Source organism: Streptomyces rhizoryzae (genome assembly GCF_023155275.1).
GTDB classification, from domain to species: domain Bacteria; phylum Actinomycetota; class Actinomycetes; order Streptomycetales; family Streptomycetaceae; genus Streptomyces; species Streptomyces rhizoryzae.
Genome location: NZ_JALMUV010000007.1, coordinates 148,122 through 174,177 on the forward strand (window position 1 = coordinate 148,122; position 26,056 = coordinate 174,177).

General features: G+C 75.1%; 26 protein-coding genes. 6 read left to right on the forward strand and 20 right to left on the reverse strand.

Features of this window, described 5'->3' with window-relative positions; translation table 11 throughout:
• Positions 1-56: 56 nt before the first annotated feature.
• The 4 genes from MUU72_RS08860 to MUU72_RS08875 are packed head-to-tail and all read right to left on the reverse strand — an operon-like array spanning position 57 to position 3,919.
• Entirely contained in the window at positions 57-659 is a 603-nt protein-coding gene (locus MUU72_RS08860) for a GTP-binding protein (RefSeq protein ID WP_248012598.1), read from the reverse strand.
• On the reverse strand, positions 643-984 hold the full coding sequence (locus MUU72_RS08865; RefSeq protein ID WP_248012599.1) for a DUF742 domain-containing protein: 342 nt from the start codon (positions 982-984) through the stop codon (positions 643-645). The genes MUU72_RS08860 and MUU72_RS08865 overlap by 17 nt, the downstream gene beginning before the upstream one ends.
• The gene (locus MUU72_RS08870) at positions 981-1,406 is read right to left on the reverse strand and encodes a roadblock/LC7 domain-containing protein (protein ID WP_248012600.1); all 426 of its coding nucleotides are present in this window, start codon (positions 1,404-1,406) and stop codon (positions 981-983) included. The genes MUU72_RS08865 and MUU72_RS08870 overlap by 4 nt, the downstream gene beginning before the upstream one ends.
• Complete coding sequence (locus MUU72_RS08875; RefSeq protein WP_248012601.1) at positions 1,403-3,919, reverse strand: sensor histidine kinase; 2,517 nt, start codon at positions 3,917-3,919, stop codon at positions 1,403-1,405. The genes MUU72_RS08870 and MUU72_RS08875 overlap by 4 nt, the downstream gene beginning before the upstream one ends.
• Before the next feature lie 404 nt (positions 3,920-4,323).
• On the opposite strand from MUU72_RS08875, the gene MUU72_RS08880 reads away from it, so the two are divergent.
• Entirely contained in the window at positions 4,324-4,773 is a 450-nt protein-coding gene (locus tag MUU72_RS08880) for a cell division protein SepF (protein ID WP_248012602.1), read from the forward strand.
• An 81-nt stretch (positions 4,774-4,854) separates the two neighbouring features.
• Here MUU72_RS08880 and MUU72_RS08885 read toward each other — a convergent pair whose 3' ends face one another.
• Positions 4,855-6,048, reverse strand: coding sequence for an acyl-CoA dehydrogenase family protein (locus MUU72_RS08885; protein WP_248012603.1), 1,194 nt, complete (start codon positions 6,046-6,048; stop codon positions 4,855-4,857).
• A 128-nt stretch (positions 6,049-6,176) separates the two neighbouring features.
• The gene (locus tag MUU72_RS08890) at positions 6,177-7,835 is read right to left on the reverse strand and encodes an MFS transporter (RefSeq protein WP_248012604.1); all 1,659 of its coding nucleotides are present in this window, start codon (positions 7,833-7,835) and stop codon (positions 6,177-6,179) included.
• Positions 7,836-8,062: 227 nt separating this feature from the next.
• Here MUU72_RS08890 and MUU72_RS08895 point away from each other — a divergent pair, with 227 nt between their 5' ends.
• Both MUU72_RS08895 and MUU72_RS08900 read left to right on the forward strand, forming a co-directional pair.
• A complete protein-coding gene (locus MUU72_RS08895; RefSeq protein WP_248012605.1) occupies positions 8,063-9,256 on the forward strand; it encodes a putative hexosyltransferase in 1,194 nt (397 codons plus the stop codon).
• A 265-nt stretch (positions 9,257-9,521) separates the two neighbouring features.
• Complete coding sequence (locus MUU72_RS08900) at positions 9,522-10,559, forward strand: phosphatase PAP2 family protein (RefSeq protein ID WP_248012606.1); 1,038 nt, start codon at positions 9,522-9,524, stop codon at positions 10,557-10,559.
• A 124-nt stretch (positions 10,560-10,683) separates the two neighbouring features.
• On the opposite strand, the gene MUU72_RS08905 is transcribed toward MUU72_RS08900, so the two are convergent.
• The 4 genes from MUU72_RS08905 to MUU72_RS08920 form a co-directional block, all read right to left on the reverse strand.
• The gene (locus MUU72_RS08905) at positions 10,684-10,908 is read right to left on the reverse strand and encodes an I78 family peptidase inhibitor (RefSeq protein WP_248012607.1); all 225 of its coding nucleotides are present in this window, start codon (positions 10,906-10,908) and stop codon (positions 10,684-10,686) included.
• A gap of 412 nt (positions 10,909-11,320) precedes the next feature.
• Positions 11,321-12,169 (reverse strand): hypothetical protein, encoded by an 849-nt coding sequence (locus MUU72_RS08910; RefSeq protein ID WP_248012608.1) that lies wholly within the window; start codon positions 12,167-12,169, stop codon positions 11,321-11,323.
• Positions 12,170-12,252: 83 nt separating this feature from the next.
• Positions 12,253-13,527, reverse strand: coding sequence for a glycosyltransferase (locus MUU72_RS08915; protein WP_248012609.1), 1,275 nt, complete (start codon positions 13,525-13,527; stop codon positions 12,253-12,255).
• 243 nt (positions 13,528-13,770) lie between these two features.
• Positions 13,771-14,355 carry a LysM peptidoglycan-binding domain-containing protein gene (locus MUU72_RS08920; protein ID WP_248012610.1) on the reverse strand — a complete coding sequence of 195 codons (585 nt, stop codon included), beginning with the start codon at positions 14,353-14,355 and terminating at the stop codon, positions 13,771-13,773.
• Between the two features lie 288 nt (positions 14,356-14,643).
• Between MUU72_RS08920 and MUU72_RS08925 the strand changes: the two genes are divergently transcribed.
• Both MUU72_RS08925 and MUU72_RS08930 read left to right on the forward strand, forming a co-directional pair.
• Entirely contained in the window at positions 14,644-15,426 is a 783-nt protein-coding gene (locus MUU72_RS08925; RefSeq protein ID WP_248012611.1) for a DUF8842 C-terminal domain-containing protein, read from the forward strand.
• Between the two features lie 115 nt (positions 15,427-15,541).
• A complete protein-coding gene (locus MUU72_RS08930) occupies positions 15,542-15,895 on the forward strand; it encodes a hypothetical protein (RefSeq protein WP_248012612.1) in 354 nt (117 codons plus the stop codon).
• 15 nt (positions 15,896-15,910) lie between these two features.
• On the opposite strand, the gene der is transcribed toward MUU72_RS08930, so the two are convergent.
• From der to aroH, 5 genes are all read right to left on the reverse strand, one after another.
• Positions 15,911-17,380 (reverse strand): ribosome biogenesis GTPase Der, encoded by a 1,470-nt coding sequence (der, locus tag MUU72_RS08935; protein WP_248012613.1) that lies wholly within the window; start codon positions 17,378-17,380, stop codon positions 15,911-15,913.
• Positions 17,381-17,445: 65 nt separating this feature from the next.
• Positions 17,446-18,102 (reverse strand): lysophospholipid acyltransferase family protein, encoded by a 657-nt coding sequence (locus MUU72_RS08940; protein ID WP_248012614.1) that lies wholly within the window; start codon positions 18,100-18,102, stop codon positions 17,446-17,448.
• Positions 18,099-18,842, reverse strand: coding sequence for a (d)CMP kinase (gene cmk / locus MUU72_RS08945; RefSeq protein ID WP_248012615.1), 744 nt, complete (start codon positions 18,840-18,842; stop codon positions 18,099-18,101). The genes MUU72_RS08940 and cmk overlap by 4 nt, the downstream gene beginning before the upstream one ends.
• 86 nt (positions 18,843-18,928) lie before the next feature.
• On the reverse strand, positions 18,929-20,014 hold the full coding sequence (locus MUU72_RS08950; RefSeq protein ID WP_248012616.1) for a prephenate dehydrogenase: 1,086 nt from the start codon (positions 20,012-20,014) through the stop codon (positions 18,929-18,931).
• Entirely contained in the window at positions 20,011-20,373 is a 363-nt protein-coding gene (aroH, locus tag MUU72_RS08955) for a chorismate mutase (protein ID WP_248012655.1), read from the reverse strand. Before aroH ends, MUU72_RS08950 begins: the two co-directional genes overlap by 4 nt.
• 139 nt (positions 20,374-20,512) lie before the next feature.
• Between aroH and MUU72_RS08960 the strand changes: the two genes are divergently transcribed.
• A complete protein-coding gene (locus MUU72_RS08960; protein ID WP_248012617.1) occupies positions 20,513-21,247 on the forward strand; it encodes a nucleotidyltransferase domain-containing protein in 735 nt (244 codons plus the stop codon).
• 4 nt (positions 21,248-21,251) lie between these two features.
• Here MUU72_RS08960 and MUU72_RS08965 read toward each other — a convergent pair whose 3' ends face one another.
• From MUU72_RS08965 to MUU72_RS08985, 5 genes are all read right to left on the reverse strand, one after another.
• Entirely contained in the window at positions 21,252-22,061 is an 810-nt protein-coding gene (locus MUU72_RS08965) for a nucleotidyltransferase domain-containing protein (protein ID WP_248012618.1), read from the reverse strand.
• On the reverse strand, positions 22,054-23,100 hold the full coding sequence (locus MUU72_RS08970) for an ADP-ribosylglycohydrolase family protein (protein WP_248012619.1): 1,047 nt from the start codon (positions 23,098-23,100) through the stop codon (positions 22,054-22,056). The genes MUU72_RS08965 and MUU72_RS08970 overlap by 8 nt, the downstream gene beginning before the upstream one ends.
• An 85-nt stretch (positions 23,101-23,185) precedes the next feature.
• Positions 23,186-24,301: a pseudouridine synthase gene (locus MUU72_RS08975; protein ID WP_248012620.1), complete on the reverse strand. Its 1,116-nt coding sequence runs from the start codon at positions 24,299-24,301 to the stop codon at positions 23,186-23,188.
• Positions 24,301-24,969 carry an SMC-Scp complex subunit ScpB gene (gene scpB, locus MUU72_RS08980; RefSeq protein ID WP_248012621.1) on the reverse strand — a complete coding sequence of 223 codons (669 nt, stop codon included), beginning with the start codon at positions 24,967-24,969 and terminating at the stop codon, positions 24,301-24,303. Before scpB ends, MUU72_RS08975 begins: the two co-directional genes overlap by 1 nt.
• Entirely contained in the window at positions 24,966-26,039 is a 1,074-nt protein-coding gene (locus MUU72_RS08985) for a segregation and condensation protein A (protein ID WP_248012622.1), read from the reverse strand. The genes scpB and MUU72_RS08985 overlap by 4 nt, the downstream gene beginning before the upstream one ends.
• Between the last annotated feature and the right edge of the window lie 17 nt (positions 26,040-26,056).

The window sequence follows — 26,056 nt, forward strand, 5'->3', positions numbered from 1 at the left end:
GCGGGCACCGCACCCCGGCCCGGTGCCGGGGTGCGGTGCCCGCCCGCCCCGCCCGCTCAGCGGGCCAGCGCCCCCGCCCGGGGCACGCCGCCGGCCGCGTGGCGCAGCACGACCTGGTCCATCAGCGCCGCCAGCACATCGCGCACCGACGCCCGCCGGCGCGCGTCGCAGGCGATCACCGGCACCGCGCCGTCGATGCCCAGGGCCTCGCGGATCTCGTCCAGCTCGAACTCCTGGGCGCCGTCGAAGTGGTTGACCGCCAGCACGAACGGCGTCCCGCGCTCCTCGAAGAAGTCCAGGGCCGGGAAGGAGTCCTCGATCCGCCGGGTGTCGACCAGCACGATCGACCCCAGCGCGCCCTCCACCAGGTCGTCCCAGAGGAACGAGAAGCGGTCCTGGCCCGGCGTGCCGAAGAGGTAGAGCACGATCGCCGGGTCCAGGGTGATCCGGCCGAAGTCCAGGGCCACCGTCGTGGTGGTCTTGTTCTCCACGCCGACGAGCGAGTCCACCCCCACCGAGACCTGGGTGATGGCCGCCTCGGTGTCCAGCGGCTCGATCTCGGAGATGGCGCCGATGAACGTGGTCTTGCCGACGCCCAGCCCGCCGCTGATGACGATCTTCACGGCGAGCGGTGCGGCCTTCTCAGAGCGCCCTGACATGGTCCCTGATCCTCTCCAGGACATGGAGCGGCAGCTCCTTGGGTTGTTGACAGACCAGCAGTCCGCCGACGACGAGGTCGGCGATCAGCACCTTGGCGACGCCCAGCGGCACCCCGATCCCGGCGGCGACCTCGGCCACCGTCGTCGGCTGCGCACACAGCGCGACGATCCGCCGGCGCTCGAACTCCAGGGACGCGGGCGGTGGTTCGGGCACCGCCACGACCAGCGTCTCCAGCCGCAGGCCGTCGTGCATCGGCTCGGCCCGGCCGCCGGTCATGATGAACGGCCGGACGAACAGCGCGTCTTCCTCGGCTTCCTCGCTCATCGCGGCAGTACCTGCCGCAGGTCCGCGATCAGCGCCGGGGTGAGCAGGTCCCCGGCCCGCTCGGCGAGCACCGCCATCTCGTAGCCGACCAGGCCCAGTTCACCGGTGGAGTCGGCCAGCACGCCCAGGCAGCTGCCGTCCCGGATCGCCGAGACCAGCAGGAAGCCGCGGCCCATCTCGATCATGATGAGCTTGACGCCGTCGAACTCGTAGCGCCGGGACGCGCTGCGGGCCAGGCTGGACAGTCCGGAGACGACCGCGGCCAGGTGGTCCGCGTCGGTGCGGTTCAGCCCCTCCGAGACGGCGATCAGCAGCCCGTCCGAGGAGACCGCCACCGCGTCCCGCACCCCGTCCGTCTTGCGGACGAAGCTGGCCAGCAGCCAGTTGAAGGTGTGCGAATCGCCCTGAAGATCGACGCTCACTTCTGGTCCCCCTTCGCCGCGGCCCGGTCCGTCCGCTCCGCCCGCTCGTCCTGCCCCCGGCCCGGTACGCCCCGGCCGCCGCCGCTGCCCCGGCCCTTGCCCTGCTCCCGTTCGCGCTCCTTCTCCACGCTGATCCCGCCGCGCATATGGGCGCTGCGGAGGGTGGCGAGCATCCCGGAGACCTCGTCGGGCGAACGGTCCGGGGTCGGGGCGGCCTGCTGCTGCCAGCGCGGCGCCGCCGCCTCGTCCACCGCCGACTGGATGGCGCTGCGCCTGGCCCGCTTGACCAGGCCGTTGCGGGTGCGGGCCGCCGAGGAGCCGCGCGGGCCGGCCGGGGCCGCCGGCGCGGCCGCCGGTCGCTCCGCGGCGCCGTCGCGCTCCTGCCGGGGGCGGGGCAGCGGTTCGGAGCGCCCGCCGCCGGACGCGCTCCGGGCCGCCTGCGGCCCCGCGGCCGCCTCGCCGTCCGCCGCCGCGGCATGCTCCTCGGACACCGCACTCCCCTTCTCCGCCGGCTCGTTCCGCTCGGCCGCGGCGGGCGTGCCCGGTCCCGCGGCCGCGGCCGGCCCGGGGGCCGGCGTGCTGCCCGGCTCGGCGAGGTGCGCGGCCGGGATGAGCACCCGGGCGACCGTGCCGGCGGCCGGCGCCTCCCCCAGTCGGACCTCGATCCCGCACTTGCGGGCCAGCGCGCCGACCACGAAGTGCCCGAGGAAGCGGGTGGGTTCGGCCATGAAGCTGGCGGCGCCGGAGAGCCGGACGTTGGCCTCGGCCATCGCCGCGGCGTCCATGCCGGTGCCGTGGTCGACGATCGCGACCAGATAGCCGGCGCTGGTGCGGCGGCCCTCGACCTCCACATCGGTGTCCGGCGGCGAGAAGCTCAGCGCGTTCTCGACCAGTTCGGCGAGCAGGTGGGAGATCTCGGAGACCACCGTGCCGCTGAGGAACGCGGCGTCCACCCGCCGCAGCTTGACCCGCCGGTACTCCTCGACCTCGGAGAGCGCGGCGCGGATCACGTCGGTGACCGACAGCGGGGTGGCCCAGGTCCGCGGGCTGGCCTCGCCGGCGAGCACCAGCAGGCTCTCGGCGTTGCGGCGCATCCGGGTGGCGAGGTGGTCCAGCTCGAAGAGGTTGGCCAGGGTCGCCGGGTCGGCGTCCTCGTGCTCCAGCTTGTTGATGAAGCTGATCTGGCGGCGGACCAGGTTCTGGTTGCGGCGGCCGAGGTTGACCAGCGACTCGGTGGCGTTGCGGCGCAGTACGGCCTGCTCGGTGGCCAGGTCGTAGGCGGCCTGCTGCACCTGGTCGAAGGCGTCGGCCAGCTGCCGGACCTCGCTGCCCGCCCCGCGCGGCACGGTCAGCGGCGCCGGTGCCTCGGGCCTGCCGGCCTCGCTCTGGACCCGGGCGACGGCGGCCGGCAGCCGCTCCCCGGCGACCTCCCTGGCCTGCCGGGTCAGCGAGCCCAGCGGCCCGGAGACCGAGCGGGCGGCGCCGACGGCGAGCCCGCCGAGCGCGGCCACCGATCCGGCCGCGAGCGCCGCGAACAGCGCCAGGGTGCGGGCCGCGTCCTGCTCCAGCTCGGCCGCCCGGTCCTTGATGTCCGTCCCCAGCGCCCTCTGGACGGCGCGCAGCCCGTCGATGGTGGCGGTGGCGGAGTCGTACCAGGCGCCCGGCGGGACCTTGCCGGCCCCGGGCAGCGTGCCCCGGCCGGCGACGATCTGCTTCTCGTAGCCGAGCAGCTCCTTGGCGGACGGGGTCGCCAGCGCGTCCCGGACCAGCCGCTGCTGGCGGGCGGTGGCCCACTCGGGGTACTCCTCCAGCGCCGCGAGCCGCCCGGAGCGGGTGGTCATGAAGCGGGTGTAGTCGTCGCCGAGGAACCGCCCGGCGTGCAGCGAGCCGAGCACGATGGCCCGCTCCTGGCCGGTGAACTCCTTGGCGCCGCCGATGACTTGGAGCGCCTGGTAGTCGGCCCGCAGCTGGGCGTCACGGACCTCGACGAGGCCGGTCCCGATGCGGTTGAGGGCAACGTTGGTGCCGGTGAAGTAGTCGTAGGTGGGCTCGACCCGGGCGGTGCCGCGGTCCGCGGCGGCCCGTACGCCCGGCAGCGCGCGGACCCGGAGCAGGCCCTGCCGCACGGCTACGGCGGCGCTGTCCTCGCGGTCCGCCAGCTCCCGCCGGACGGCGGCCAGGGCGGTGTCGGTGAGCTTGCGCTGGGCCAGCATCCGGCCGCGGAACTCGGTGATCCCGCCGACGTAGCCGGTCGTCAGGCCGCGTTCCTTCTGGTGCTCGTGGATGAAGCCCTGGAGCGCCTCGGAGAGGTGGGCGTCGGCGGCGGTGGTGGCGGCGTTGCCGTAGTCGCCGGCCTGCCGGGCGGCGGACAGGCCGAGCAGCGCCAGGAGTATCACCAGGGCGACCGCCAGGATGCGGATGAGCTTGGCGCGGAGGGAGCGCGGCGCCACGACCGTCGCCGTGAACGCCCTGCGGAGGCGCGGGACGCGGGCCTCCGTGATCGGTGTAGTCACGTGCTGGACTTTCAGCTTCAGAGTGGTGAGGTCCGGAAGCAGAGCGGTTTCTGCTTCCGTGTCAACGACACTCCGCGGGGTCAGTCACCCGATCATCGGGCCATATCCCCGGCACATGCCAAGTGCGTGGACATATGCCCTGGTCTCGGTACCGAACCTACCCGCCAGTCGATTCCCGCGGCGGCCGTCAACTTGTCGACATCACCGGATCGGGTACCGAACGTGACGCCCTTCGCACAGTCAGTTGACGGAGGGGGCACGGAAGCTGACGGCGCACCACCCTCTATGCACCAGATATGTCACGAACCCCCGTGCGGCGGGTATCCGCTTGGCACTCCCTCGCCCTGATGGACGACGATAGGGCGAACGGAAGACACAGACACCGCGGGTGGGAGGAGGCGTCAATGGGATCGGTACGCAAGGCGAGCGCCTGGCTTGGCCTCGTCGACGACAACGATGACGAGCGCTACTACGACGACGACTACGCCGAGGGACCCGAGTCCGCCGCCCCGGGCGGCAATCCGTGGGTGACCGACCCCCGGGTCCGGGTGGCCGACGAGGCCGCCCAGCACCAGGGGACCCGGATCGCCACGGTCACCCCGGCCTCCTTCCGGGACGCCCGCGGCATCGGCGAGCTGTTCCGGGACGGCGTCCCGGTGATCGTCAACCTCACGGCCATGGAGTCCGCCGACGCCAAGCGGGTGGTGGACTTCGCCGCCGGCCTCACCTTCGGCCTGCGCGGCTCCATCGAGCGCGTCGCCACCCGGGTCTTCCTGCTGACCCCCGCCGACTACCGGGTCGTCACGGGCGAGACCCGCGGCCACCGCAACGGGGGCTTCTTCAACCAGAGTTGAGGCCGCCGGGAGGGGTGCCTCCCGCACCGGGGCCCGGGAGCCGCACCCGGGAGCCGCGGCGGCCGGCGCCGGCGGCGCCGCTCACCGGAACGCGTCGAGCCCGGTGAGCGCCTTGCCCAGCACCAGCTGGTGCATCTCCGCGGTGCCCTCGTAGGTGAGCACCGACTCCAGATTGGTGGCGTGCCGCATCACGGGGTATTCGAGCGAGATCCCGTTCGCGCCGAGGACGGTGCGCGCGGTGCGGCAGATCTCGATGGCCTCCCGCACGTTGTTGAGCTTGCCGAAGCTGACCTGCTCCGGCCGCAGCCGCCCGGCGTCGAAGCGCCGCCCGAGGTGGTGGGCGAGCAGGACGCCCTTGTGCAGCTCGACGGCCATGTCGGCGAGCTTGGCCTGGGTGAGCTGGAAGGCACCGATCGGCCTGCCGAACTGCTCGCGGGTGCGGGCGTAGTCCAGGGCGGTCCCGAAACAGGTGCGGGCGGCGCCCATGGCGCCCCAGACGATGCCGTAGCGGGCCTGGCCCAGGCACTCCAGCGGGGCGCGCAGCCCCGCGGCCTCCGGCAATACCGCGTCGGCGGGCAGCCGCACCTCGTCCAGGACCAGTTCGCTGGTGACCGAGGCGCGCAGGGACCACTTGTGCCGGATGTCGGTGGCGGTGAAGCCGGGGGCGTCGGTGGGGACGGCGAAACCGCGGATGCCGTCGTCGGTACGGGCCCAGACCACCGCGACCCCGGCCACCGAGCCGTTGGTGATCCACATCTTGCGGCCGGTCAGCACCCAGTCCGTGCCGTCCCGCCGGGCGCGGGTGCGCATGCCCGCCGGGTCGGAGCCGTGGTCCGGCTCGGTCAGTCCGAAGCAGCCGATGACCTCGCCGGCGGCCATCCGCGGCAGCCAGTGCTGCTTCTGCTCCTCGGAGCCGAAGCGCCGGATCGCGTACATCGCCAGCGAGCCCTGGACCGAGACCAGGGAGCGGATGCCGGAGTCCGCGGCCTCCAGCTCCAGGCACGCCAGGCCGTACTGGACGTGCGAGGCGCCGGCGCACCCGTAGCCGGTCAGGGACATGCCGAGCGCGCCGAGGGAGCCCAGTTCGCGGGCGAGTTCCCGCACCTCGGGCAGTTCGCCCTTCTCGTACCAGCCGGCGATGTGCGGCAGGACGCGGTCGGCGGCCCACCGGCGGACGGTGTCGCGGACCGCGCGGTCCTCGTCGGTGAGCAGGTCGTCGAGGCCCAGCGGGTCGTCGGGGTCGAACGGCGGAAGCGAGGACGGCGTGGGCGACATGGCGGGCCTCCGGCGGGTTCAGCGCTCGCGCGAAAAACTAGCAGTGGTAGTTACGCGGCTCCGACGGTACGGCCCCCGGCGCCGCGCGGGCAAGGGTCCCCCGCCGCGCGCCACCGGGCCGGTGCCGGTCAGCGGCCGGTGCGCGCCGGGGCCGGCGCCCCCTCACGGCCGGCGGGCACGCTCTCCCCCGCCCCCGCTCCGGCGCCCTCCTCGGCCGCCGCCTCGTCCGTCCGCTCCCCGGACTCCGCGGCCCGGCGCGGCAGCCGCAGCGCGATCGCGGCGCCGACCAGCAGCAGCACCCCGCTGGCCACCAGCGTGACCCGCAGACCGTGCACGAACGCGTCCCGGGCGGCCAGCCGGAGCGCCTGGCGGGCGTGCTCCCCCAGGCCGGCGGCGACCTTGTACGCCTCGCCGAGCGAGTGCGACGCCGAGCGGGAGGCCGCCCGGGAGACCCCGTCGACCCGGGCCAGCCCCGGCGCGTACGCCGCGTTCATCACGCTGCCGAGCAGCGCCACCCCGATGCCGGCGCCCAGCTGGTAGGCGGTCTCGCCGAGCGCCGCGGCGCCGCCGGACTGCGCGGCCGGGGCCTCGCTGAGCATCGACTCGTACGCCCCGAAGAGCGTGGACTGGAAGCCGAAGCCGAGCAGGACGAAGCCGAGGGAGAGCTGCCAGAAGCGGTCGTGGGTGCCCATCGCGGTCAGCGACAGCACCGCGATCGCGGTCAGGGTGAAGCCGGCCGAGACCATCACCCGCGGGCCCAGGGCCTGGAGGAGCTTGGAGCCGGTGAGGCCGGCGGCCATCGCGGAGAAGACCAGCGGCAGCATCCGCAGCCCGGTCTCCAGCGGGCTCAGCCCCAGCACGAGCTGGAGGTACTGCACGGCGATCAGCTGGAGGCCGACCAGCGCGAGCATGGCCAGCACGATGCAGCCGACGGAGGTGCCGAACGCCGGCCGGGCGAACAGCCGCATGTCGATCAGCGGATGGGCCCGGCGGTGCTGCCGCCGGACGAAGAGGACCAGCAGCACCACGCCCACCGCGATCGGCAGCAGGGTGGTCACCCCGGCCACCGGGGCGCCGCTGCCCAGCCGCTTGACCCCGAAGACGATGCCCAGCACGCCGAACGCCGCGATCACCGCGCCGGCCAGGTCCCAGGGCCCGTTGCGCTCACCGCGCGACTCCGGCAGCAGCCAGCGCCCTATCAGGAACATCGCCGCCATCATCGGGATGTTGATCAGGAAGACCGAGCCCCACCAGAAGTTCTCGACCAGGAAGCCGCCGAGCACCGGGCCGACCGCGGCGCCCACCGCGGCGACCGCGCTCCACACCCCGATCGCCACCGCCCGCTCCCGCCGGTCGGGGAAGACCTGGCGCAGGATCGACAGCGTGGCCGGCATGATCATGGCGCCGCCGATGCCGAGCAGCGCCCGGGCGGCCATCAGGATCTGCGGATTGGGCGCGAGCGCCGCGGCGGCCGAGGCCAGGGCGAAGAGCCCGTAGCCGAGCAGCAGGATCCGGCGGCGGCCGACGCGGTCGCCCAGCGTGCCGAAGAGGATCAGCAGCGAGGCGGCGATGAGCGGGTAGACGTCGACGATCCACAGCAGCTCCACCGGCCCGGGCCGCAGGTCCTCGGTGATCGAGGGCACCGCGACGTAGAGGATCGTGGTGTCCAGCGCGACGAAGAGCAGGCTGACGCAGAGCACGATCAGCACGGTCCAGCGGTTCACGCCGCCTGTGTGCCGGGGAACACCAGCCGTCCGCCCCCTGCCGGACGCGGTCGTCCCTGACATCCAGTACCTCCTGTCATGCGCTCGCCGACCTGCTCCCGCGGGCCGCGGACCGCGGCGCGACGGCGCTCCGGCGGAACCGGCGGCACGGGCGAGTGGAGACGTCAGACTACGCGAGACCCCCCGGGACCCGCGTGGCCCACCTCACGGTGAGACGCTCATCGCAGCCCCGGACGTTCCACCCGTAGCGGTCGGGCCGGCCGGCCCCGGCCACCTGGATAATCGTCCGGATGAACGACCTCGCCTCGACCGCGGCGCCCGGCCGGACCCTCTGCCCGCCCGCCGTCCGCGCCGCCCTGCGCCGCGCCGTCCCCGGCCTGGCCGCGTACGCGGCGATCCGGCTGCTGGGCCTGGCCGTGCTGATGGCCTGGTCGGCGGCGTCCGGCAAGGACTGGCACACCCTGCTCACCGCCCGCTGGGACTCCCTCTGGTACACCCGCGTCGCCGAGCAGGGCTACGGCTACACCGTCCACCTGGCCAACGGCGCGGTCCACTCCAACCTCGCCTTCTTCCCGCTGCTGCCCTGGCTGGAGCGGGGCCTGTCGGCCCTCACCCCGCTGACCGCGGCGGACGCCGGGCTGGCGGTGGCCTGGCTGGCGTCCCTGGCCGCGGCCTGGGCGCTGTACGCCACCGGGGAACGGCTGCACGGCCCGCGGGCCGGCGTCGCGCTGGCCGCGCTGTGGGCCGCACTGCCGGTCGGGATCGTGCAGTCGATGGCGTACTCGGAGTCGCTGTTCACCGCGCTGGCCGCCTGGGGCGTCCACGCCGTGCTGACCGGCCGCTGGGTGTGGGCCGGCGCGCTGGCGTCGCTGGCCGGGCTGACCCGGCCGGTGGGCGCCGCGGTGGTCGCCGCGGTCTGGATCACCGCCGCGGTGACGGTGGCGAACGAGCGGGCCGGCGGGGTCCGGTGGCGCACCCTCCTCGGCGGCCGGCACCGGCGGATGCTGTTCGGCATCCTGCTCGCGCCGCTCGGCTGGTGCGGGTACGTGGTGTGGGTCGGCGTCCGGCAGGGCTCGCCGACCGGATATCTGGACGTCCAGGGCGGCTGGGGCAACGGCTTCGACGGCGGGATCGCGTTCGCCCGCTTCGTCGGGCACCAGCTGGCCGGCCCGGCCCTCCCGGCCGGCCTCGGCCTGCTGGCCGGCGTCGCCCTGGTGATCTGGCTGTACGTGCACGGCGTGCGGAAGGGCCAGCCGCTGCCGCTGGCCGTCTACGGCGGCACGGTGCTGTTCATCGCGCTCACCGCCAAGGGCTACTTCGGGTCGAAACCGCGGCTGATGATGCCGGCCTTCCCGCTGCTGCTGCCGCTCGCGGCCGGGCTGGCCCGGTGGCGCCCGGCACGGTCGTGGCCGGTCATCGCGGTGGTGGCGGCCGGCTCGGCGGTCTACGGCGCGTTCTGGCTCAACGGCTCCGGCCCGCCGTGACCGGAAGATCCCGCTCCGTAATGCCCGGCCGACGGAAAACGCCCCGCGACACCCGTACGCATCGCGGATAAACTCCTCCACCGAAAAACAGATAAGCGCCTATCGGGCCGACACGCGACCGGCCGGAACTGAATCGGAAGGCCGGGAAATTCTCTTCGAAATCCCTGGAAGCGAGCCCGCATTGAGACCCATTCCACATCACATCGTCATTACAAAGCGCATGGTTTGACCAAGTGCATACATCACACGCGGTAACGTCGTTTGAGTGCGTACCGATGACAAGCTCGACCAGATGGAGGAGCGCCTCCCGACCGATCGCGTCAGACCACCGCGCATGACCCGGACCCGGCTGTGGCTGTTCTGGGGCACGCTGGCGGTCTACGCCGCGATCGTCGCCGGGGTGCTCGCCAACACCTCCCTGGTCACCATCGACTGGCAGCTCATGCTCTTCCGGCCGTACAAGCAGTGGCCGGCGATCCACGCCTTCCTCGACTACTTCGTCGTGCTGGGGCAGCGCGGGCCGACCGCGGTGGCGGTGGCGGCCTGGCTGGGCTGGCGCTGCTGGCGGCAGCGCAACCTCCACCCGCTGCTGGTGCTCGGCGCCTCGCTGCTGCTGCTGAACATCACCGTCGGCGCCGCCAAGCTCGGCATGGGCCGCCTCGGCCCGCACTACGCGACGACGGTCGGTTCGAACGAGATGTGGCTGGGCGGCGACATATTCCCCTCCGGCCACACCGCCAACGCCGTGGTCACCTGGGGCGTACTGGCCTATCTGGCGACCACCCCGCTGCGCCGCCGCACCCTGTCGGTGATCGCCGCGCTGGGCGCGCTGGGCGTCGGGATGACCACCGTCTACCTCGGCACGCACTGGGTCAGCGACGTCCTGCTGGGCTGGGCCGCGGGCCTGCTGGTGCTGCTGGCGATGCCGTGGTTCGAGCCCGGTATCACCTGGGTCGAGGACCGGCTGATGGGCATCCTGCTGCGGCTCTGGCTGCGGCTGCGCCCCGATTCGCTGCGCGGCCCGCTGCCGGCCGGCGCGCTGGCCTCGGACGTCTCCCGGCAGCGGCCCGCCGGGGACGGCGGGGTGCTGGTGCGCGAGGCGGTCGGCGCCGCCACCGGGAGCCGCACCGCACGCGGCACCGAGAGCCGGCCGCACCACCCGCCGCGCCCGCACACCAGCCGCGCCGAGCGCACGCCGGTCACCCCGGCGGGCAGCCGCCGGCCGCCGCACGCGGACCGCGTCCCGCGCGGCACCGCGCCGTTCGGCCCGGCCGCCGGCCGCCCCCGCAACGGCACCGGCTGACCCCGGCCACCGGGACCGGTACGCACACCCCGCCCGCGCCACACGAAGGCCCCGGCGCTCCCCTGAAGGGAGCACCGGGGCCTTCGCCGTGTCCGCCGGGTCGCCGGGCGGCGCGGGCGAGCCGTCAGCCCTGCCAGCCGCGCCGCACCCGCCCGTCCTCGACCTCGAAGTTGATCCGGCCGGGGGCGTACTCCATGGTGATCATGGCGCCGGGGGGCAGCGAGCGCACCGTGGTCCAGCCGCGGGAGCGGGCCCGCTCCTCGGCGGCCTCCTGGCCGAGGCCCACATACGCCTCGGGGTCGTCCTGGATGCCGGGGGTCTCACCGGGAAGGTTCGGTTCGGGTGCCATACCGGCCACCGTAGGCGCCCGCGGCGGCGCGCGGAAGGCCCGTCCGCACGCCCCGCACCGGCCCGCCGGCCCGCCCCGGGTCACACTTCTGTCACAGCGAACGCTCCTGCGATTGCCGGAACCGCCCTCACCCTTACGCGCCGTGCGACGCTGCGACCGGGTGGATATCGAAGCGGCCGGAATTCCCCCTTGATCGGATACCGAACCCTGTGCCGCCGCTGCGGACAACGCCGGGCAACTCGCGGAAATTAATCGCCGGCCGGCCCCGTAATCCCCTTACCGGACACCCTTTTCCAGCCGCCGGGAAATTGACCGGCGAGACACATCCCACACACATTTCCCGCACATCGGCCCACCCGGCAGCCGCCCGGCAGACCGGGCACACCGGGGCCGGGGCGCGGCCCCGGCCCCGCTACTCCGCGCCGAGCGGGCCGCTGACCCGGACGGCCAGGTCGTTGTCGAGCGTGTAGTACGGGCCGACGCGCAGTTCGCCGCCGGCCGCGGGCACCGGCACGGCCGGGTAGCTGAACACCTGCTCCTTGTCCGGGACGTCGTCCAGCAGCCGGGCGATCCGGACCGGCGGGGCGCCCGCGCCGGGCCGCAGCCACAGGTCCCACGGCTCGCTGCCGCGCCGCCAGCGGGCGGCCAGCTCCGCGCACGGCAGGGTGAAGCGGAAGTCCGGTCCCTCGACGGCCAGCGGGACGGTGACCGGCTCCTGGCCGGCCTGGCGGGAGCGCGCCTCGGCCTGCGCGCCGGCCGCCGGGCCCGCCCCGTAGAGGCGGCCGGTGACGGTGATGCCGCCGGGCGCCACCAGGATGTCGCCGGCCTCCGCGTGCGGGCCGCGCAGCCAGCTGCGCAGCGCGAGGTTGCCCCGCTGGGTGGCGTAGGGGATGCGGACGCCGAGCCGGCCGATGCCGGCCAGCGGCCGGCGGTCCACCAGGGACCGCAGGTCGTTGACGCCGGGCAGCAGCCGGCGCGGGTCGGCGCCGTCGCCGAGGTCGGCGTAGGCGTGCCAGCGGCCCTCGGCGAGCGCGACGGTGCTGGGCAGCACGGCGCGCAGCCGGCCGGGGCCGTTCGGCCCGAGCGGCAGCCGCACCTCGTCGTCGGCCGGGCCGGCGGCCACCGTCTCCCCGGCGCCCGCGCGCAGCCGCAGCACCAGGGCCGCGCTCCAGGTGGTGCCGTGCCCGCGGGGGACGTCCAGGTCGAAGGTGAGGCCGCCCGCGGAGTCCGCGATGCAGTCGGCCTTGAGGTCCACGGGCACCGGCGTCCCTCCCTGCGTCACCGCGTTCCGCCGCGGGCGCCGGCCCGCTCCGGGACCGGTCAGCGGCGGCTGCGTCGAGGCGTTCATACCGTCCGTACCCCTCTCACCGCGGCCCGGACCGCGAGCCCGGTGGCGTACTTGGTGGCGTATCCGCCGCCGATCAGGGCTCCCCTGGCGTGGTGCAGGGAGGCGCGCAGGCCGCTGCCGCGCCGCCGCGCGAGCAGCGCGGCGAAGAGGTCGGCGTGCCGCCCGGCCACCTCGGCCGGGTCGAAGCGGGCGGCGGCCGCGGCGCGCGCGGCGGCGCCCATCCGCCTCCGGGCGGCGCCGTCGCCGGTCAGCGCGAGCAGCGCCGCGGCGAGCGCCGCGGGGTCCCCCGGCGGCACCAGCCGGCCGGTGACCCCGTCCTCGACCGTCTCGCCGGCGGCGTACGGGCAGTCGGTGGCGACGGCCGGCAGGCCGCAGCGCAGCGCCCCGGCGAGGGCCGTGCCGGTGGCCTCGGGGCCCGCCGGGTCCACGGCGAGGGCGCCCTTGGCCCACTCCGGCTCCAGCGGCCGGGCCGGGCCCATCAGGAAGACGTGGTTGTAGAGCCCGAGCTGCCCGATCAGCTCCCGCAGCGCGGCCCGTTCGGGGCCGCTGCCGTAGATCCGCAGCCGCCAGTCGGGGCGTTCGGCGGCCACCGCGGCGAACGCCCGGACCAGGACGTCGAAACGCCGCTCGCGGACCAGCCGGCCGGCCGCGACCACCCACCGGCCGCTGCCGTCGGCGGGCGCCAGCCGCGGCGCGGGCACCGCGCGCGGCACCGCCGCGATCCGCACCCCGGGCAGCCGCATCCCGCGCCGGTACGCCCGGGCGTCCGCCTCGGTGCCGGTGATCAGGGCGTCCAGCCGCGGGTAGGCGCCGCGCAGCGCCAGCCGCAGCTCCCGGCCGTGGGCGGCCAGGCAGAGCGGCTCCTGGCCGGCCCGCAGCGGGCCGCGGCGGGTCTGCCGGGCGACGTGCACGGTGAGGCCGGGCCGGGTGCCGACCACCACGTCGGCCGCGGTCCGCCGCAGGTACTGGGCGATCCGGCGGTCGGTCAGCTCGCTGTACGGGCCGGAGCCGGGCTCGGCGGCCGGGAAGACGCGGGACGGCCGGGCGTGCGCCGGGTCGGTGCGGTCGGCGGCCGGGGCGTGCTCCCGGAGGTCGACCAGGTGCCGCAGCGCGACCCGGGGCCCGAGGTCGAGGGCCGGGGCGGCGCGGTGCCGCAGCACCGAGACGATCTCGACGTCGTGCCGTTCGGCGAGGGCGCCGGCCAGGGCGAACGTCGCCCGGACCGTCTCCCCGGCGCCGTAGGCGTGGTGCATCAGGAATGAGATGTGCATCCGTCCCCGCGTCCCCTGGTCCTCGCTCGTCCTCGATCCCCCGCGCCCCGGACCGGCCGCCCGGCGGCGCCCGGTTTCCGGCTGTTGGAAGGTAAGACCGCGGAACGGCCTTCATGGTTGGGGGTATTGGCCAAGTCGTGCCGAAAAAGATAGGGCATCGGTATGGCGGGACGGGAACTTTTCCCGGGAGCGGGGCCCTTGGGGCGCGGGTCCTGGACGGCCGGCCAGCGCCGGGCCGGCGGGTCAGCGCAGCTTCAGCCGGGTGCCGACCGCCAGGCGGTCCGGACGCTCCCCGACGGCCTCCCGGTTGGCGTCGTACAGCGCCTGCCAGCCGCCCCTGACGCGGTGTTGGCGGGCGATCCCGGCGAGGGTCTCCCCGGGCCGGACGACATGGCTGCGGCCACCGAGCAGACCGTACCGCCGGGCGCACTCGGGCCAGGCACCCCACCCCTGGTCGGCCTGGACCCGCTTGGCGACCTCGATCTGCTCGTCCCGGGTGGCCAGGTCGGCGCGCCGGGCGTACCTCAGGCCGCCGTACGCCTCCCAGGTGGGCTGCCAGAACTGGAGCCCGCCGTAGTAGCTGTTGCCGGTGTTGATGTGCCAGTCGCCGCTGCTCTCGCACTCGGCGAGGCAGCCCCAGGGCCACTGGTCGTCGGCGCACGCGTACGGGGGCCGGCCGCCGTCCCCTCCCCCTCCGCCGCCGTCGCCTCCCGGCGCCCCGTCGGCGGCGGCGCCGCCGGCCAGGCACAGGACGAGGGCTGCGGCCGCCGCGGTGAGCAGCCCGACGGATTCCACGCGGCGCCGCGGCGCCGAAGAGTTGTCCGACATAGCCGGTGACGGTAGGCAGCACGCCCCCGGGGCCCGGGGCGCCGCGCCCTTCCAGGGGACCACCGCACCCCGTCCGGTGTACAGAACACGGCCAGCTGCGCCAAGTTCTGCGCAGGAATTGAACGGTGCGTGACCGATCCGATGACCGTTTTTCACCGCTTCGCCGCTACCGGACGCGTGGTTCGATTCTGTTCGCGTCCGCGCGTGACTCTGCCGGGGGTCGCCCGTTGTCCTTGTACGAGCCGGGAGACCGCCCGGCAGCCGCTCATGAAGATCGAGGAGCCACCCGTGCCGCGCATGCTCGACGTCAGCGACGACGTTCGCGCCGAGATCGGCGACGAAGAAGCCGACCGGCTGCTGGCCGGAGAGGACGCCCCCGGCAGCTACGACTGCACCTCCTGCCGGACGCCCGGCAACAGCGAGCAGGAGCGCACCAGCACCGTCCTGTTCGTCGGCGAGGAGACCGCGGTGCTCGCGTTCGCCCACGCCACGTGCATCCCCTCCCAGGTCGTACCGGTGTCCGAGGAGCAGCTCCGCGGGGCCGTGCGCTCCATCACCGGCGAGGACGCCGCCGGCGCCCCGGCGATCCCCGCCGGCGACCGCCAGGCCACCCTCGGCATCACCTGCGGCCTGGTGCTGGTCAAGGACGAACTCCTCCCGGCCCTCGTGGTGGAGCCCAACGGCCCGATCGCGCGGCCCGGTTCGACCGGACCGCAGGACGACTTCCTCCCGCTGCTCGTCGAGCACGGCTTCGCCCCGGTGGCGGACCTGAACGACCGCCCCGGCCCGATCGAGGGCTGGTCCGCGCTGCTGGCCATGGGCAAGCTGCACGCCGTCCTCCAGCCCGGCACGGCCGGCAGCCAGTCCGCGTGGTGGCAGGCCCACCAGCCGCTGGCCGTCTCGGACGGCTGGCGCGCCGCGGCCACCAAGGAGAAGACCGTGCTGATGTACGCCGCGCCCTCGGGCACCATCGGCCACCAGCCGCGCGAGGACCTGATGCGCCAGGCGCTGGAGCAGGCGGCCGCCAAGGGCCTGCTGGTGGCCGCGGCGATGCCGCTGGCCGGCACCTGACCGTCCGGCACCCCGATCGCGGGAGCACGACCGCCCGAGGGCGGGATTGCGCCCGCGATCAGCCATTTCCTCCCGAAAGCCGCATCCCGCGGGCACCGGGGTCGTTGGCACCTACGTGCACGCATACGACCCGCCCTCCCGCGCCCCGTACCCCCACCACGCCATTCCCGGCATGCGCCCGGCCCGCGACCACGGGGCGCCGCGCGCCGCCGACCGCGGCTCGGCCACGCCGATCTACGACGCGCTGTACGCCGAGTACCGCCACGCCTTCCGGGCGCTCCCCGGGGACCGTACGGACGAGCCGGAGGTGCCGGAGGCGCTGCGCGGCGCGCACTGGAGCCGGACGCCTGCGCCGGCGCCGACGCAGTGGGAGGTGGTGGGGCGGCAGCCGTTCCGGCCCCGGGGCCAGCTGCCGGCGGCGCTGCCACCGGGACAGCGGGACGCGTCCCGGCCGCCCGGCGGCCGCTGACCCGGGGCCGGTGGGCTACTTCTTCTTGGCCTTGGTGCCGCGCTTCTCGCGGACCCGCACCGAGATGTGGATCGGGGTGCCCTCGAAGCCGAACTCCTCGCGCAGCCGCCGCTCGATGAAGCGGCGGTAGCCGGCCTCCAGGAAGCCGGAGGCGAAGAGCACGAAGCGCGGCGGCTTGGTGCCGGCCTGGGTGCCGAAGAGGATCCGGGGCTGCTTGCCGCCGCGGATCGGGTGCGGGTGGGAGGCCACGATCTCGCCGAGGAAGGCGTTCAGCCGCCCGGTGGGGATCCGGGTCTCCCAGCCCGCCAGCGCGGTCTCGATCGCCGGGACCAGCTTCTCCATGTGGCGGCCGGTGCGCGCGGAGACGTTGACCCGCATCGCCCAGGGGACCTGGACGAGGTCCCGCTCGATCTCCCGCTCCAGGTAGAAGCGGCGCTCCTCGTCGAGGGTGTCCCACTTGTTGTAGGCGATGACCAGGGCGCGGCCGGCCTCGACGGCCATCGTGATGATCCGCTGGTCCTGGACGGTGATGGACTCCCCGGCGTCGATCAGGACGACCGCGACCTCGGCCTTCTCCACCGCGGCGGCGGTGCGCAGCGAGGCGTAGTAGTCGGCGCCCTCCTGGAGGTGCACCCGGCGGCGGATACCGGCGGTGTCCACGAACTTCCAGGTCTTGCCGCCCAGTTCGATCAGCTCGTCGACCGGGTCGCGGGTGGTGCCGGCGAGTTCGTTGACGACCACCCGCTCCTCGCGGGCGAGCTTGTTGAGCAGCGAGGACTTGCCGACGTTCGGGCGGCCGATGAGGGCGATCCGGCGGGGGCCGCCGACCGTGGCGCCGAAGGTCTGCGCGGGCGCCTCGGGGAGCGCCTCCAGGGCGGCGTCGAGCATGTCGCCGGTGCCGCGGCCGTGCAGCGCGGAGACCGGGTACGGCTCGCCGAGGCCCAGCGACCACAGCATCGCGGCGTCGGCCTCCCCGGAGGGGCCGTCGACCTTGTTGGCGACCAGCACGACCGGCTTGCCGGCCCGGCGCAGCAGCTTGACCACGGCCTCGTCGGTGTCGGTGGCGCCGACCTTGGCGTCCACCACGAACACCACCGCGTCGGCGGCCTCGATGGCGAACTCGGCCTGCATCGCCACGGAGGCGTCGATGCCGAGGACGTCCTGCTCCCAGCCGCCGGTGTCGACGACCTTGAAGCGGCGGCCGTTCCAGTCGGCCTCGTAGGTGACCCGGTCGCGGGTGACGCCCGGCCGGTCCTCCACGACCGCCTCGCGGCGGCCGATGATGCGGTTGACCAGTGTCGACTTGCCGACGTTGGGGCGGCCGATGACGGCGAGGACCGGGAGCGGGCCGTGGCCGGCCGCGGCGATGTCGCCCTCGACCTCCGCCAGATCGAAGCCCTCTTCCGCGGCGAGCTCCATGAACTCCGCGTACTCGGCGTCACCAAGCGCACCGTGCTCGTCGCCGGTGGGGGTCTGCTCGTTCATGAAGTCCGTACCTCGTTCATCCATGTGGTCGGTGGGCCGCTCGGGGCCCACTGCTCAAGTGTCGGTCAGCGCCCGGTAAGGCGCCGGGCCTGTGCCAGGTGGGCGGTCAGCCGCTCCTGGATCCGTACGGTCGCCTCGTCCAGCGCCTTACGGGTGCGCCGCCCGCTGCCGTCGTCCGCCGCGAAGGCGTCGCCGAAGACGACGTCGACGCGGCTGCGCAGCCGCGGCACGGCCGGGGTGAGCCGGCTGGGGCGGTCGGTGCTGCCGAGCACCGCCACCGGGACGACGGGGGCGCCGGAGCGCACCGCGAAGTAGGCCAGCCCGGCCCGGAGGGAGGCGAAGTCGCCCTCGCCCCGGGTGCCCTCCGGGAAGATGCCCAGCACGCCGCCGTCGGCCAGCACGCCGAGCGCATCGGTGATGGCCCTGCGGTCGGTGGCCCGGCGGTCCACCTTCAGCTGCCCGATGCCCCGCAGGAACGGGTCCAGCGGGCCGACGAAGGCTTCCTTCTTGATCAGGAAGTGCACCGGGCGGGGGGCGGTGCCCATCAGCATCGGGCCGTCGAGGCCGTGGGAGTGGTTGACGGCGAGGATCACCGGGCCGGCGGCCGGTACCCGCCAGGCGCCCAGCACCCGCGGCCGCCACAGGCCGTACATCAGCCCGATGCCGATCCGCCGGCCGATCGCGGCCCCGCGGGGGCTCGGCGCGTTGCCGCCGTCGGTCACCGGGGGTCCCGCCCCGCCTTCTCGGCGCGGACGCCCTCGATGAGGGTGACCACGCACTCGATGACCTGGTCCAGCGTCAGGTCGGTGGTGTCGACCTCGACGGCGTCGTCCGCCTTGGCCAGCGGCGAGGTCTTGCGGGAGGAGTCGGCGGCGTCCCGCTTGATCAGCGCCTCGCGGGTGGCCGCCAGATCGGCCGCCAGCTGGGGGTTCTTGCTCTTCAGCTCGCCGTTGCGGCGGGCCGCCCGGGCCTCCGGGGACGCGGTGAGGAAGATCTTGAGGTCGGCGTCGGGGAGGACCGTTATGCCGATGTCCCGGCCCTCGACGACGATGCCGTGCGGGGCCTCGGCGGCGATGGTGCGCTGGAGGTCGGTGATCACCGCGCGCACCTCGGGGACCGCGCTGACCGCGCTGACCGCGGCGGTGACCTCGGCGCCGCGGATCGGTCCGGCGGCGTCCACCCCGTCGACGGTGATGGTCGGCGCGGCCGGGTCCGTACCGGAGACGATCACCGGCTTGGCGCTGGCGTCGGCCACCGCGACCGGATCGTCGACGTCGATGCCGTTGGTCAGCATCCACCACGTGATCGCGCGGTACTGGGCGCCGGTGTCGAGGTAGCCGAGGCCGAGCTTGCCGGCGACGGCCTTGGACGTGCTGGACTTGCCCGTGCCTGCGGGGCCGTCGATGGCGACAATCACTGCTGCCGGGGCGGTCCGGTCGGCGGTTTCCACGGTGATGAACACCTTTCTTGATACACGGGCGTGTCCGGGGGCGCGAAGAGAGCCTCGGACAAGGTTACTGGCTCGCCCGCGGCGGGCCGTCCACGGTGTCACTGCCGGATCGACCACCCCCGCTCCCGCAGCTCGGCGGTCAGCCCCGGCACCGCCTTCGGCTCGACCATGAGCTGGATGAAGCCGGCCTGCTGGCCGGTGGCGTGCTCGATCCGGACGTCCTCGATGTTGACCCCGGCGCGGTCCGCGTCGGCGAAGATCCGGGCCAGCTCACCGGGCTGGTCGCCGATGTAGACGGCGACGATGTCGTACACGGCCGGGGCGGCGCCGTGCTTGCCGGGGACCCGCTCGCGGCCGGCGTTGCCGCGGCGGAGGACGTCCTCGATGCCGTCGGCGCCGGTGCCGCGCTCGGCCCCGTCGGCGGACTCCAGGGCGCGCAGCGAGCGGACCGTGGCGTCGAGGTCGGCGGCGACCTCGGCCAGGACGTCGGCGACCGGTCCGGGGTTGGCGGAGAGGATGTCGATCCACATCGCGGGGTCCGAGGCCGCGATCCGCGTCACGTCCCGTATGCCCTGGCCGCAGAGGCGGACCGCGGTCTCGTCGGCGCCCTTGAGGCGGGCCGCGACCAGGCTGGAGACCAGCTGCGGGGTGTGCGAGACCAGGGCGACGGCACGGTCGTGGGCGTCGGCGTCCATCACCACCGGGACGGCCCGGCACAGCGCGACCAGCTCCAGGGCGAGGTTGAGCACCTCGGTGTCCCCGTCGGGGGCCGGGGTGAGCACCCAGGGACGGCCCTCGAAGAGCTCGGCGGTCGCGGCCAGCGGCCCGGAGCGCTCCTTGCCGGCCATCGGGTGGGTGCCGAGGTAGGCGGAGAGGTCGCAGCCGAGCTCCTCCAGCTGGCGGCGCGGGCCGCCCTTGACGCTGGCGACGTCGATGTACGCCCGCGCGGCGCCGCGCCGGATGGCACCGGCCAGCGCCGCCGCGACGTGCGCCGGGGGGACCGCGACGACGACCAGGTCGACCGGGCCCTCGGGCGGCTCGGCGGTGCCGGCGCCGAGCGCGGCGGCGGTCAGCGCCTGGGCGTGGTCGTGGTCCTCCAGGAAGACCTGGACACCGCGGGCGCTGAGCGCCAGCGCGGCCGAGGTGCCGATCAGGCCCGTTCCGATGACGAGTGCGGTTCTCACTGGGCGATGTCCTTCCGGAGGGCCGCGGCCGCGCCGAGGTACACATGGGCGATCCCGGAGCGGGGCCGCTCGGTCTCGACGTGGGCCAGCACCCGCACCACCCGGGGCATGGCGCCGGCCACGTCCAGCTCCTGGGCGCAGATCAGCGGCACGTCGGTGATGCCCAGGGCGCGGGCGGCGGCGGCCGGGAAGTCGCTGCGCAGATCGGGGGTGGCGGTGAACCACACGCTGATCAGGTCGTCCGGCACCAGGCCGTTGCGCTCCAACAGCGCGGTGAGCAGTCCGCCGACCTGCTCCCGCATGTGCTCCGCGTCGTCCCGCTCCAGCTGGACGGCCCCGCGCACGGCCCGTACCGCCACGTTGCTGACTCCCCTGCGTCGTGCGTACGCGTACACGTCCGCGTACGCACTGATCAGCGTAACCAGCGCCACCGACAACCGGTCCCCGCACCGGGAATCCGGTGGCCGGCGGCGCGCGGGCCCGGCGACAATCGCGGCCATGCCGACCGCATCCGCCGGCCCCGCGCCGGCCACCGAACCGGCGCCGGTCCCCGGCCACGACCTCGTCACCGGGCACACCGTCTACGCGTGTGTGATGGGCTCGCGCGCCTTCGGGCTGGCCACCGGGGCCAGCGACACCGACCGGCGCGGGGTCTACCTCGCGCCCACCGCCCTCTTCTGGCGGTTCGAGAAGCCGCCGGCACAGGTGGAGGGGCCGCGCCCGGAGGAGTTCTCCTGGGAGCTGGAACGGTTCTGCGAGCTGGCGCTGCGCGCCAACCCCACCGCCCTGGAATGCCTGCACTCCCCGCTCGTCGAGCACGCCGACGCCACCGGCCGGGAGCTGCTCGCGCTGCGCGGCGCGTTCCTCTCCCGGGAGGTGCACGGCGTCTACGTCCGGTACGCGGCCGGGCGGCACAAGCAGCTGCGGGCCGACGCCGGCCGGCGCGGGGCGCCCCGCTGGAAGCAGGTGATGCACCTGCTGCGGATGCTGACCTGCGCCCGCGACCTGCTCCGTACGGGCAGGCTGACGCTGGACGTGGGCGCGGCCCGCGCGGAGCTGCTGGCGGTGCGGCGCGGCGAGGTGGCCTGGGAGGCGGTGGAGCGCCGGCTGGCGGTGCTGGCCGAGGAGGCCGAGGCGGCGCTCCCCGGCTCGCCGCTGCCCGCCGGTCCGGACCGGGCGCGGGTCGCGGACTTCCTGCACCGGACGCGCCGCGCCTCGGCCCTGGGCGCGTGACGGCTCAGCCGGCGGCGCCGCCCAGCCGGGCCCGTACGACGAGGTCGTGCAGCGCGTCCCGGCCGGCCGGGGCGTCCGGGAGGGCGGTGGCTGCCTGGGCGGCGTCCAGCCGGGCGTGCAGGGCGACGACGTCGGCGAGCAGCCGCTCGGGGGCCACCAGGCCGTGGGCCGGGCCGTGTTCGGCCGCCTCCTTGGCCGCGATCAGCTCGGGGAGGTAGGCGGGCGCGCCGGGCTCGGCGGCCAGGGTGGGCAGGTGGGCCTCCAGGCGGCCGGTGGCCATGAGGTGGATGCCGGTCAGCAGCACCCGCAGGGTGTAGAGCAGCGGTTTGAGCCCGCCGGTCCGCTCGAAGAGCCGCCACTGGGTGCCGGCGAACCCGCGGTAGTGGTGCGCGTGGTGCGAGGTGAGGAACCCCGGGGCGAGCGCGATCAGCTCCTGGTGGACGGGGGTGGTGTGGACGACCAGCGGGGAGAGCAGCTGCTCCAGGACGTAGCCGTTGCGGCGCAGCAGGAGCCGGGCGAACTTCCGCAGGTCGTGCGTGACCAGGTCGGTCTCGACGCCGTCCTGCTCGCCCATCAGGGTCCGGGTCTCCGCCGGCTCGTGCAGCCCGACGAGGGCGGCCGCCGGCAGCAGGTGGGCGCCGCGCAGGTCCACGTCGGAGTCGCGGGAGGGGAAGCCGTAGAGGTGGGCGCCGGAGACGGTGGCGAAGAGCAGCGGGTCGGGCCCGCCGGCCACGAGGGCGCCGAGGTCGAGGGGCGGCAGCCCGGCCGCCGCCAGGACCGCCGCCCGGTCCGCGGCCGCGGGGGTCTCAGGCATCCCAGGCCGCCCCGAGGGCCAGCAGGTCCGCGCGGTACTCGATCCGGTCCGCCCACGCGTCCGGCCAGGCGCCGGCCCCGAGGCGGGCGCCGGCGAAGGCGCCGGCCAGGCAGGCGATCGAGTCGGAGTCGCCCGAGGTGCAGGCGGCCCGGCGGAGCGCGGTGACCGGCTCGTCGGGGAAGAGCAGGAAGCAGAGCAGCCCGGTGGCCAGCGCCTCCTCGGCGATCCAGCCGGCGCCGGTGGCCAGGCACGGGTCGGCCTCCCGGTCGGGGGCGGCGAGCGCCGTCTCCAGCCGGTCCAGGACGGCGAGGCACTCGTCCCAGCCGCGGGCGATGAAGGCCGCCGGCGACGGGGCCGGGGAGCGCCGCCACAGGTCGCCGAGCCAGTCCTCGTGATAGGTGGCGCGCTGGGTGCGGGCGTACGCCCGGAGCAGGCCGGGCAGCCCGGCGGGGGGCTCTCCGTCGGCCAGGGCGCGCACGGCGTAGGCGGTCAGGTCGCTCGCGGCCAGCGCGGTGGGGTGCCCGTGGGTCAGCGCGGCCTGGAACTGCGCCGCACCGGCCCGCTGCCCCGGGGTGAGCCCGGGGACGAGCCCCAGGGGCGCGACCCGCATGTCGGCGCCGCAGCCCTTGGACCCCAGCTGGCTGGCGTCGGCCCAGGGCCGGTGCTCCTCGCTGAGGAGGTGGCAGGCGCGCAGGCAGGTGCCGCCCGGGGCGCGGTTGTTGTCGGGCGAGCGCCACCAGGCCACGTACGCCTGCCGGAGCGGCGGTTCGAGCGTCGCGGCGGTCAGCTCGCCGCCGGCGAGGGCGGTGCGCAGGGCGTGCCCCAGGGCGAGCGTCATCTGGGTGTCGTCGGTCACCAGGGCGGGCTCGGGCAGCGCCAGCTCCCGCCACGGACCCGTGGCGAGGATCGCCGGCAGGTCGCTGAACTCCGTCGGGTATCCGAGCGCGTCACCGAGCGCCAACCCCAGGAGCGAGCCGGTCGCCGGACCCGTGGCCGCCCCCGCCGCTTCCCCCACCGCTGCCCCCATCGCTGCCCCCATGAAAGAACCACCCCTTAATCGTCATGGTGACATTAAGGGGTGGTGGGCGGCCTCCGCAAGCGCCGCCGGGCCGGGGGGCCGCCGGTCAGAGATCGACCTCCCGCATCAGCATCCCGACCTCGGTGTTGGTCATCCGGCGCAGCCAGCCGGACTTCTGGTCGCCCAGCGCGATCGGGCCGAAGTGCGTGCGGACCAGCTTGTCCACGGGGAAGCCGGCCTCGGCCAGCATCCGGCGCACGATGTGCTTGCGGCCCTCGTGCAGGCTGACCTCGACGAGGTAGTTCTTGCCGGTGTTCTCCACGACCCGGAAGTGGTCGGCGCGGGCGTAGCCGTCCTCCAGCGGGATGCCGTCCTTGAGCCGCTTGCCCAGGTCGCGCGGGAGCGGGCCCTGGATGGCCGCGAGGTAGGTCTTGGTGACGCCGTAGCGCGGGTGGGTCAGCCGGTGGGCCAGCTCGCCGTGGTTGGTGAGCAGGATGATGCCCTCGGTCTCGGTGTCCAGCCGCCCGACGTGGAACAGCCGGGTCTCCCGGTTGGTCACGTAGTCGCCCAGGCACTGCCGCCCGTCCGGGTCCTCCATCGTGGAGACCACGCCGGCGGGCTTGTTCAGCGCGAAGAAGAGGTACGACTGGGTGGCGACCGTCAGGCCGTCGACCTTGATCTCGTCCTTCTCCGGGTCGACCCGGACGCCCTGCTCCATGACGATCCGGCCGTTGACCTCGACCCGCCCCTGGTCGATCAGCTCCTCGCAGGCGCGCCGGGAGCCCATACCGGCCCTGGCCAGCACCTTCTGGAGCCGCTCGCCCTCCTGCTCGCCGAAGGTCTTGGGCGTCTTGATCCGCGGCTTGTCGTGCCGGGCGCGGTTGCGCTCCTCGATCCCGGCGTCGTACTCGCGGGGCCGGGCGGGCGCCTGGCCCCGGCCGCCGCCACCGGGGCGGCCGCCCTTGCCGCCGGCGCCGGTGCGGGGACCGCCCTTGGCACCGGCACCGGTGCGCGGGCCGCCCTTGGCGCCGCCGCGGGCCGCCGCGCCCCGGGCGCCGGTCGAGCCCCGGCGCTCGTCGCCGCCGGCGGAACCGCCCACGTCGTAGCGGCGCTCCTCAGGACGGGGGCGGCCCGCCCGCTGCTGCTTCTCGTCCCGCTTGTTGCCCGCGCCGCGGTAGTTGCCCCTACCGCCGCCGCTGCTGTTCCTGCCGCTGCTTCGCATCAATGATCCGTCTGAGAGTCGCCGCTGTCGTCTACGTCGAACGACGGGATACCTTCCGGGGAGTCGCCCTCGACCGCGTCCGCCTCCGGGAGGAAGGGTGCCAGCTCAGGGAGCTCGTCCAGGCCGCGCAGGCCCATCCGCTCCAGAAAGTAATTCGTCGTCCTGTACAGGATCGCACCTGTTTCAGGTTCCGTCCCCGCCTCCTCCACCAGGCCGCGCTGGAGGAGCGTGCGCATCACACCGTCGCAGTTGACCCCGCGCACGGCCGAGACGCGGGAACGGCTGACCGGCTGACGGTACGCGACCACGGCCAGAGTCTCCAAGGCGGCCTGGGTGAGCCGGGCCTGCTGGCCGTCCAGGACGAAGCCCTCGACCGCGTCCGCGTAGGCCGCGCGGGAGAAGAACCGCCAGCCGCCGGCGACCGGCCGCAGGTCGAAGCCGCGGCCCTCGCGGGTGTACTCGTCGGACAGCTCGCGCAGCGCCAGCGCCACCGCCCGGCGCGGCCGCCGGAGCACCCGGGCCAGGTGCTCCTCGGTGGCCGGTTCGTCGACGACCATGAGGACGGCCTCCAGCGCGGGCTTCAGCGGCAGCTCCGCCACCGCGGACGCGCCGGCCGGCGGTCCCTCTCCCGTCCCCTGCTCGGTGCTGCCCTGTCCCGCGCCGTTCACGCCGGCTCCTCCCGCTCCTCGGTCTCCGTACGGCCCTCCGGGCCCGCGTCCTGCTCCTCGCCCCCGCCGGCCGGCCGGTCGAACTCGTCGGTGACCCGCGGGACGTCCCCCTCCGCGCCCGTCCAGCGCACCGTCAGCGCCCCCAGGGCCTCCGGCTGGTCCAGGGCCACCACCCGCTCCCGGTAGAGCTCCAGGAGGGCCAGGAAGCGCGCCACGACGGTGAGGGTGTCCGGGGCGTCGGCGGCCAGCTCCCGGAAGTCGGCCGCGCCGGCCGCGCGCAGCCGGGCCATCACCACCTCGGCCTGTTCCTGGACGCTCACCAGCGGCGCGTGGACGTGGTCCACGTAGACCTGCGGCTCGGGCTTGGGCTGCATGGCCTTCACCGCCAGCCCGGCCAGCCCCTCGGGGCCGATGCCGAGCACGACCTCGGGCAGCAGCTCCGCGTGGTGCGGCTCCAGCCCGACGGTGCGGGGGTGGCAGCGCGCCTCCTGGGCCAGCCGGCCGCTGAAGATGTCCGCGATCCGCTTGTACGCGCGGTACTGGAGCAGCCGGGCGAACAGCAGGTCGCGGGCCTCCAGGAGGGCGAGGTCGGCCTCGTCCTCCACCTCGGCGGCGGGCAGCAGCCGGGCCGCCTTGAGGTCGAGCAGGGTGGCCGCGACGACGAGGAACTCGGTGGTCTGGTCCAGGTCCCAGTCCGGCCCCATGGCCCGGATGTGGGCCATGAACTCGTCGGTGACCCGGGAGAGCGCGACCTCGGTGACGTCCAGCTTGTGCCGGGAGATCAGCTGGAGCAGCAGGTCGAAGGGGCCCTCGAAGTTGTCCAGCCGGAGCGTGAACCGCCCGTCGCCGGCACCGCCCTCCCCGGGCGCCCCGGCGGCCGCCTCCGGCCCGTCCGCCGCGTCCCCGGTGGTCCCGTCCCCGGAGTGCTCCCCGGCGCCCTCCTCGGGCGCCCCGGCCGTTCCGGGCGCCCCCTGGGGGGCGGCTTCCGGCCCCCGCCCGAGGGCGCGGCGGGTACGGCGCGGGGTGGTGTCGTCGGCGGGGGTGTCGTCGGCGGCGGCGGTCGTCGGCATGGCGGTCCAGGGTGCTG

Excerpts from the sequence above, each read along its gene's own strand:
- MUU72_RS08965 (WP_248012618.1), bottom strand. The coding sequence starts at position 22,061 with ATGCCTGAGACCCCCGCGGCCGCGGACCGGGCGGCGGTCCTGGCGGCG.
- MUU72_RS08905 (WP_248012607.1), bottom strand. The coding sequence starts at position 10,908 with ATGGCACCCGAACCGAACCTTCCCGGTGAGACCCCCGGCATCCAGGAC.
- der (WP_248012613.1), bottom strand. The coding sequence starts at position 17,380 with ATGAACGAGCAGACCCCCACCGGCGACGAGCACGGTGCGCTTGGTGAC.
- MUU72_RS08975 (WP_248012620.1), bottom strand. The coding sequence starts at position 24,301 with ATGCGAAGCAGCGGCAGGAACAGCAGCGGCGGCGGTAGGGGCAACTAC.
- MUU72_RS08960 (WP_248012617.1), top strand. The coding sequence starts at position 20,513 with ATGCCGACCGCATCCGCCGGCCCCGCGCCGGCCACCGAACCGGCGCCG.
- MUU72_RS08895 (WP_248012605.1), top strand. The coding sequence starts at position 8,063 with ATGAACGACCTCGCCTCGACCGCGGCGCCCGGCCGGACCCTCTGCCCG.
- MUU72_RS08890 (WP_248012604.1), bottom strand. The coding sequence starts at position 7,835 with ATGTCAGGGACGACCGCGTCCGGCAGGGGGCGGACGGCTGGTGTTCCC.
- MUU72_RS08865 (WP_248012599.1), bottom strand. The coding sequence starts at position 984 with ATGAGCGAGGAAGCCGAGGAAGACGCGCTGTTCGTCCGGCCGTTCATC.
- MUU72_RS08970 (WP_248012619.1), bottom strand. The coding sequence starts at position 23,100 with ATGGGGGCAGCGATGGGGGCAGCGGTGGGGGAAGCGGCGGGGGCGGCC.
- MUU72_RS08885 (WP_248012603.1), bottom strand. The coding sequence starts at position 6,048 with ATGTCGCCCACGCCGTCCTCGCTTCCGCCGTTCGACCCCGACGACCCG.
- MUU72_RS08920 (WP_248012610.1), bottom strand. The coding sequence starts at position 14,355 with ATGTCGGACAACTCTTCGGCGCCGCGGCGCCGCGTGGAATCCGTCGGG.
- MUU72_RS08915 (WP_248012609.1), bottom strand. The coding sequence starts at position 13,527 with ATGCACATCTCATTCCTGATGCACCACGCCTACGGCGCCGGGGAGACG.
- MUU72_RS08880 (WP_248012602.1), top strand. The coding sequence starts at position 4,324 with ATGGGATCGGTACGCAAGGCGAGCGCCTGGCTTGGCCTCGTCGACGAC.
- MUU72_RS08860 (WP_248012598.1), bottom strand. The coding sequence starts at position 659 with ATGTCAGGGCGCTCTGAGAAGGCCGCACCGCTCGCCGTGAAGATCGTC.
- MUU72_RS08985 (WP_248012622.1), bottom strand. The coding sequence starts at position 26,039 with ATGCCGACGACCGCCGCCGCCGACGACACCCCCGCCGACGACACCACC.